We start from the raw sequence: 6,600 nt of genomic DNA, 5'->3' as shown, positions 1-6,600 counted from the left end.
CTCGACGCCGGCCTGACCTGGATCGGCCCGCCCCCGCAGGCCATCCGCGACCTCGGCGACAAGGTCGCCGCCCGTCACATCGCCCAGCGCGCCGGCGCCCCCCTGGTCGCCGGCACGCCCGACCCCGTCTCCGGATCCGACGAGGTCGTCGCCTTCGCCCGGGAACACGGCCTGCCCATCGCCATCAAGGCCGCCTTCGGCGGCGGCGGACGCGGCCTCAAAGTCGCCCGCACCCTCGAAGAGGTCCCGGAGCTGTACGACTCCGCCGTCCGTGAGGCCGTGGCCGCCTTCGGACGCGGCGAGTGCTTCGTCGAGCGCTACCTCGACAAACCGAGGCATGTGGAGACCCAGTGCCTGGCCGACTCCCACGGCAACGTCGTCGTCGTCTCCACCCGCGACTGCTCCCTCCAGCGCCGCCACCAGAAACTCGTGGAGGAGGCCCCGGCGCCGTTCCTGTCCGAGGCACAGGTCGCCGAGCTGTACGCCTCCTCGAAGGCGATCCTCAAGGAGGCCCGCTACGTCGGCGCCGGGACCGTCGAGTTCCTCGTCGGCATGGACGGCACGATCTCCTTCCTGGAGGTCAACACCCGCCTCCAGGTCGAGCACCCGGTCACCGAGGAGGTCGCCGGCATCGACCTCGTACGCGAGATGTTCCGCATCGCCGACGGCGAGGAACTCGGGTACGGCGACCCGGAACTGCGCGGCCATTCCTTCGAGTTCCGCATCAACGGCGAGGACCCGGGCCGCGGCTTCCTGCCCGCCCCCGGCACCGTCACCACCTTCGCCCCGCCGTCGGGCCCCGGTGTCCGCCTGGACGCGGGCGTCGAGTCCGGCAGCGTCATCGGCCCGGCGTGGGACTCGCTCCTCGCCAAGCTGATCGTCACCGGCGCCACCCGCGAGCAGGCCCTGCAGCGTGCCGCCCGGGCGCTGGCGGAGTTCCAGGTCGAGGGCATGGCCACCGCCATCCCCTTCCACCGCGCGGTCGTCGCCGACCCCGCCTTCGCCCCCGAACTCACCGGCAGCCAGGACCCCTTCACGGTCCACACCCGGTGGATCGAGACCGAGTTCGTCAACGAGATCAAGCCCTTCGCCGCCCCGACCGACGCCGACGCGGAGGACGAGACGGACCGGGAGACCATCGTCGTCGAGGTCGGCGGCAAACGCCTGGAGGTCTCCCTGCCCGTCTCGCTGGGCATGTCCCTGGCCCGCACCGGCCTCGCCGCCGGCGCCAAGCCCAAACGCCGCGCGGCCAAGAAGTCCGGCCCGGCGGCCTCCGGCGACACCCTCGCCTCCCCCATGCAGGGCACCATCGTCAAGGTCGCCGTCGAGGAAGGCCAGGAGGTCAAGGAAGGCGACCTCGTCGTCGTCCTCGAAGCCATGAAAATGGAACAGCCCCTCAACGCCCACAAAGCAGGCACCATCAAAGGCCTCGCAGCAGAGGTAGGCGCCTCCCTCACCTCCGGCGCCCCCATCTGCGAGATCAAGGACTGACCAGCCGTACAGCATGACAAGGCGCCCGGCGGACTGAGCGATCAGCCCACCGGGCGCTTCACTTTCCGACAAACGGTGCGGGCAAGTCTTTAGGGGCGCGGGGAACTGCGCGACAAGCCCCCACCGGGCCTGCGGCCAAAACACAACCGATGTCATGCTGACCCCACGGACCAAGCAAACGAAGGGCAGGTGAACCATGGCCCACCCGCCGGCAGGCCTCCGCGCAGACGCCCGCCGCAACTACGAACGCCTGCTCACAGAAGCCCGCTCAGCCTTCGCGGAACACGGCACGGACACCTCCCTGGAGGACGTGGCCCGCCGCGCAGGCGTAGGCATCGGCACGCTCTACCGCCACTTCCCCAACCGCCACGCCCTGATGAGCGCGGTCTTCGAGGACGCGGTGAACGACCTGCTCGCCCGCTCCCGCGAGCTGCTGACCGACCCGGAGCCATGCGCCGCCCTGGTCACCTGGCTGCGCGAGATCGTCACGCACGCCAGTGAGTACCGCGGCCTGGCACGGGCGCTCATGTCGGTGTCGTACGACGCCGACTCGGCGCTGGCCAGGTGCAGCAACCCGATGCGGGCGGCGGGCGCGGCCCTGCTCACCCGCGCCCAGCAGGCCGGCACCCTGCGCACCGACGTCTCCATCGGCGACCTGCTCCAGCTCACCAACGCCATCGCGCTGGCGGCCGAGGAGACCCCGGACGACCCGGGCCTCGCCGACCGCCTCCTGACCCTGACACTGCGGGGTCTGAAGGCCGTACCTCAATAAGCCGGTGTACTGACAGCAACCCGGATACCGGACATGCGACAGCAACCCGGTAACCCAGTGACCCCGCAACCCGGTAAGACGACGGGTCAGCGGCGGCGGAGATCCGCCACCCGGGCCCGCTCCCGCTCCCGTTCGCGCTCACCCGGTCCGCCGGGCTGCTCGCCCAGCATCGTGCCGCGCAGCGGATGGCCCGCCGCGCCACCGGCCAGCTGGCCCCGGCGTGGGTTGGGAAGCGGCACGTCCCGGCGCTGCTGGCGCGCCGGGACCTGATCACCGCCGCCCGGTCCGTTCGTCTGGGAGCCGTTCCCCGAGCCGGACGATCCGGCGACGGCGATCTGGACTCCCTGGTCGGCCAAGGCCTGGAGTTCCGTACCCGCGCGGTCGTCGTGGACGGGCGGTTCGTCCGTGACGAGGCGGGTGATCACGTCCGTGGGCACGGTCTGGAACATGGTGTCCGTACCGAGCTTGGTGTGATCGGCGAGCACGACGACCTCGGCGGCGGCCTGCACCAGCGCGCGGTCGACGGACGCCGACAGCATGTTGGAGGTCGACAGTCCACGTTCGGCGGTGAGCCCGCTTCCGGAGAGGAAGGCCTTGGACACCCGCAGCCCGTGCAGGGACTGCTCGGCGCCACTGCCGACCAAGGCGTAGTTGGAACCGCGCAGAGTGCCGCCGGTCATCACGACCTCCACCCGGTTTGCGTGGGCCAGCGCCTGGGCCACCAACAGGGAGTTGGTGACGACGGTCAGCCCGGGGACCCGCGCGAGCCGGCGTGCCAGCTCCTGCGTGGTGGTCCCCGCCCCGACCACGATGGCCTCGCCCTCTTCGACGAAGCTCGCGGCGAGGTCGGCGATGGCCGTCTTCTCGGCGGTCGCGAGATGGGATTTCTGCGGAAAGCCGGACTCCCGCGTGAAGCCGCCCGGCAATACCGCACCGCCGTGCCGGCGGTCGAGGAGTCCTTCTGCCTCCAGTGCGCGCACGTCCCGCCGTACGGTCACTTCGGAGGTCTGGACGACGCGGGCGAGCTCACGGAGCGACACGGCCCCATTCGCTCGCACCATTTCGAGGATCAATTGACGACGTTCTGCAGCGAACACGAAACTGACAGTAACCCCAACGACCGTCTGCTTTCAGCAGTTTGCGCCGAATAACAGAAGTTGTTCGCATGGGGGTACGGGAAGTGGTATACGCGCCTATCCGCTCCGCCTATGCCGTACGAATGGGCCGCAACTCCCCGTGACCAGCGGGAAGTTCCGCTCCCCACCGGCTCCGGGCGCTCAGGCCTCGCCCGTCGCCTTGCGCGTGTGGAGCTGCCGGGCGACCTCGGCGATCGATCCGGAAAGGGACGGATAGACCGTGAACGCGTTCGCGATCTGCTCGACCGTCAGATTGTTGTCGACCGCGATCGAGATCGGGTGGATGAGTTCGGAGGCACGCGGCGACACGACACACCCGCCGACGACAATCCCCGTACCCGGCCGGCACATGAGCTTGACGAAGCCGTCGCGGATGCCCTGCATCTTCGCGCGCGGATTGCGCAGCAGCGGGAGCTTGACGACCACGGCGTCGATCTTGCCGGCGTCGACGTCGGCCTGGGTGTAGCCGACGGTGGCGATCTCGGGGTCGGTGAAGACGTTGGAGGAGACGGTCTTCAGGTTGAGCGGGGCCACCGCGTCGCCGAGGAAGTGGTACATGGCGATACGGCCCTGCATGGCGGCGACGGACGCGAGGGCGAAGACGCCGGTCACGTCACCGGCGGCGTACACGCCCGGGGCGGTCGTCCTGGACACCTTGTCGGTCCAGATGTGCCCGGAGTCGCGCAGCTTGACCCCGGCCTCCTCAAGGCCCATCCCGGCACTGTTGGGAATCGCGCCGACGGCCATCAGACAGTGTGAGCCGGTGATGACACGCCCGTCGGAGAGGGTGACCTCGACCCGGTCGCCGACGCGCTTGGCGGACTCGGCGCGGGAGCGGGCCATGACGTTCATGCCACGGCGCCGGAAGACCTCTTCGAGGACGGCGGCGGCGTCCGGGTCCTCACCCGGCAGCACGCGGTCGCGCGACGACACGAGGGTGACCTTGGACCCGAGCGCCTGATAGGCACCGGCGAACTCGGCACCGGTGACACCGGACCCGACCACGATCAGCTCTTCGGGCAGCTCGGTGAGGTCGTAGACCTGGGTCCAGTTGAGGATGCGCTCGCCGTCGGGCTGCGCGTCGGCCAGCTCGCGCGGGTGTCCGCCGGTGGCGATCAGCACGGCGTCGGCGACGAGGGTCTCCTCGGTGCCGTCGGCCGCCCGTACGACGACCTTCCGGGAGCCGTCGATGGCCTGCATGCCGTCGAGCCGCCCACGGCCGCGCAGGACACGGGCGCCGGCCCGGGTGACGGAGGCGGTGATGTCGTGCGACTGGGCGAGGGCGAGCCGCTTGACCCGTCGGTTGACCTTGTCGAGGTCGACGCCCACGACGCGGGCGGCCTGCTGCTCGGGTGGGGTGTCGTCGGCGACGATGATCCCCAGTTCCTCGTACGACGAGTCGAAGGTGGTCATCACCTCGGCCGTGGCGATCAGGGTCTTCGACGGTACGCAGTCGGTGAGCACCGACGCCCCGCCCAGACCGTCGCAGTCGACGACGGTCACCTCCGCGCCGAGCTGTGCTGCCACCAGCGCAGCTTCGTACCCGCCGGGTCCGCCACCAATGATCACGATCCGAGTCACATGCTCCATTGTCCCGCATGCCCCGAGGTGTCTGCGCCCCGGGTCACGTGTGGGCGTACGAGACCGGTGCGGGCGCACGGTTGTACGGGTGCGGGAGGGGCCTGTGCTGTCGGAGTGACGGCCGTGTCCGCTGCCGTACTCTCGACCCATGTCGCTCTACGCCGCCTACGCCGGCAATCTCGACGCGCGGCTCATGACGCGCCGCGCACCGCACTCGCCGCTGCGCGCCACCGGCTGGCTGACCGGCTGGCGGCTGACGTTCGGCGGCGAGCACATGGGCTGGGAGGGCGCCCTCCCGACGATCGTCGAGGCCCCCCGCTCCCAGGTCTTCGTCGCCCTGTACGACATCGCCCCGCCCGACGAGGAGTCGCTGGACCGCTGGGAGGGCGTGGGCCTGGACATCTACCGCCGGATGCGGCTGCGCGTCCACACGCTGGAGGGCGAGGAGCCGGCGTGGGTGTACGTCCTCAACGGGTACGAGGGCGGGCTGCCGTCGGCGCGGTACCTGGGCGAGATCGCCGACGCGGCGGAGTCGGCGGGGGCTCCGCACGACTATGTGATGGAACTGAGAAAACGTCCCTGTTGAGCCGAGCGCGCATCGCGTTTGGTTGGAAACGACAAGACAACGATCGCCATCCCGTGGCCTCTGTCATCTACGCGCGTAGGCTCCGACCGGATACGCTCTTGCGCGTGAACGCATCTCTTCTTCCGGACGACATCCAGGGCGACCCCCACTCCGCCGCCGACGCCGCCGCCGCGCGCCTGCGGGAGCTGACGGGCGCCGAGACCCACGACGTCGCCCTCGTGATGGGCTCCGGCTGGGCACCGGCCGTGGACGCCCTGGGCGCCCCCGCGGCCGATCTCCCGGTCACCGAGCTGCCCGGATTCCCGCCGCCGGCGGTCGAGGGCCACGGCGGCAGGATCCGCTCGTACCGGATCGGCGACAAGCGCGCGCTGGTGTTCCTGGGGCGCACGCACTACTACGAGGGGCGGGGCGTCGCGTCCGTGGCGCACGGTGTCCGTACCGCCGTGGCGGCCGGCTGCAAGACCATCGTCCTGACCAACGGCTGCGGCGGCCTGCGCGCCGACATGCGTCCCGGCCAGCCGGTCCTGATCAGCGACCACATCAACCTCACGGCGACGTCGCCGATCATCGGCGCGAACTTCGTGGACCTGACGGATCTGTACTCGCCTCGGCTGCGCGCCCTGTGCAAGGAGATCGACCCGAGCCTGGAGGAGGGCGTGTACGCCCAGTTCACGGGCCCGCACTACGAGACTCCTGCCGAGATCCGGATGGCGCGGGTCATCGGGGCGGACCTGGTGGGCATGTCGACGGTCCTGGAGGCGATCGCGGCGCGGGAAGCCGGGGCCGAGATCCTGGGGATCTCGCTGGTGACGAACCTGGCGGCCGGGATGACGGGGGAACCGTTGAACCACGAGGAGGTCCTCCAGGCGGGCCGCGACAGCGCAACCCGCATGGGCTCGTTGCTGGCCCAGGTCCTGGACCGCCTGTAGGCCTTTTTTCCTCGCCCCCGCCGCCCCTACCCGTCCCATCCCTGGGGGCTCCGCCCCCAGACCCCCGCCACGGCCCTGAACGGGCCTTGTCCTCAAACGCCGGAC

At 70.6% G+C, this 6,600-nt stretch carries 6 protein-coding genes; 4 read left to right on the top strand and 2 right to left on the bottom strand.

Annotated elements, in window-relative coordinates; all coding sequences use genetic code 11:
• On the top strand, positions 1-1,491 hold a 1,491-nt coding region (locus tag ACWCRB_RS48455; protein ID WP_451002161.1), incomplete at its 5' end, for an acetyl/propionyl/methylcrotonyl-CoA carboxylase subunit alpha.
• Between the two features lie 196 nt (positions 1,492-1,687).
• Positions 1,688-2,263: a TetR/AcrR family transcriptional regulator gene (locus ACWCRB_RS48450; protein WP_451002160.1), complete on the top strand. Its 576-nt coding sequence runs from the start codon at positions 1,688-1,690 to the stop codon at positions 2,261-2,263.
• Between the two features lie 86 nt (positions 2,264-2,349).
• On the opposite strand, the gene ACWCRB_RS48445 is transcribed toward ACWCRB_RS48450, so the two are convergent.
• Entirely contained in the window at positions 2,350-3,360 is a 1,011-nt protein-coding gene (locus ACWCRB_RS48445) for a DeoR/GlpR family DNA-binding transcription regulator (protein ID WP_451002159.1), read from the bottom strand.
• 180 nt (positions 3,361-3,540) lie between these two features.
• Positions 3,541-4,989 (bottom strand): NAD(P)H-quinone dehydrogenase, encoded by a 1,449-nt coding sequence (locus ACWCRB_RS48440; protein WP_451002158.1) that lies wholly within the window; start codon positions 4,987-4,989, stop codon positions 3,541-3,543.
• Between the two features lie 139 nt (positions 4,990-5,128).
• Here ACWCRB_RS48440 and ACWCRB_RS48435 point away from each other — a divergent pair, with 139 nt between their 5' ends.
• Both ACWCRB_RS48435 and ACWCRB_RS48430 read left to right on the top strand, forming a co-directional pair.
• Positions 5,129-5,566, top strand: a complete 438-nt coding sequence (locus ACWCRB_RS48435) for a gamma-glutamylcyclotransferase (RefSeq protein ID WP_369037808.1) — start codon at positions 5,129-5,131, stop codon at positions 5,564-5,566.
• 104 nt (positions 5,567-5,670) lie between these two features.
• Entirely contained in the window at positions 5,671-6,495 is an 825-nt protein-coding gene (locus ACWCRB_RS48430; RefSeq protein ID WP_451002157.1) for a purine-nucleoside phosphorylase, read from the top strand.
• Positions 6,496-6,600 lie beyond the last annotated feature (105 nt).

The sequence above is a fragment of the Streptomyces sp. NPDC002156 genome, from assembly GCF_053593675.1.
The sequence above is the reverse complement of the archived record's forward strand: the minus strand, read 5'-3'. Positions and strand labels throughout refer to the sequence as shown.

Coding starts and splice junctions, on each gene's coding strand:
- ACWCRB_RS48450 (WP_451002160.1), top strand. CDS start 1,688: ATGGCCCACCCGCCGGCAGGCCTCCGCGCAGACGCCCGCCGCAACTAC.
- ACWCRB_RS48440 (WP_451002158.1), bottom strand. CDS start 4,989: ATGGAGCATGTGACTCGGATCGTGATCATTGGTGGCGGACCCGGCGGG.
- ACWCRB_RS48435 (WP_369037808.1), top strand. CDS start 5,129: ATGTCGCTCTACGCCGCCTACGCCGGCAATCTCGACGCGCGGCTCATG.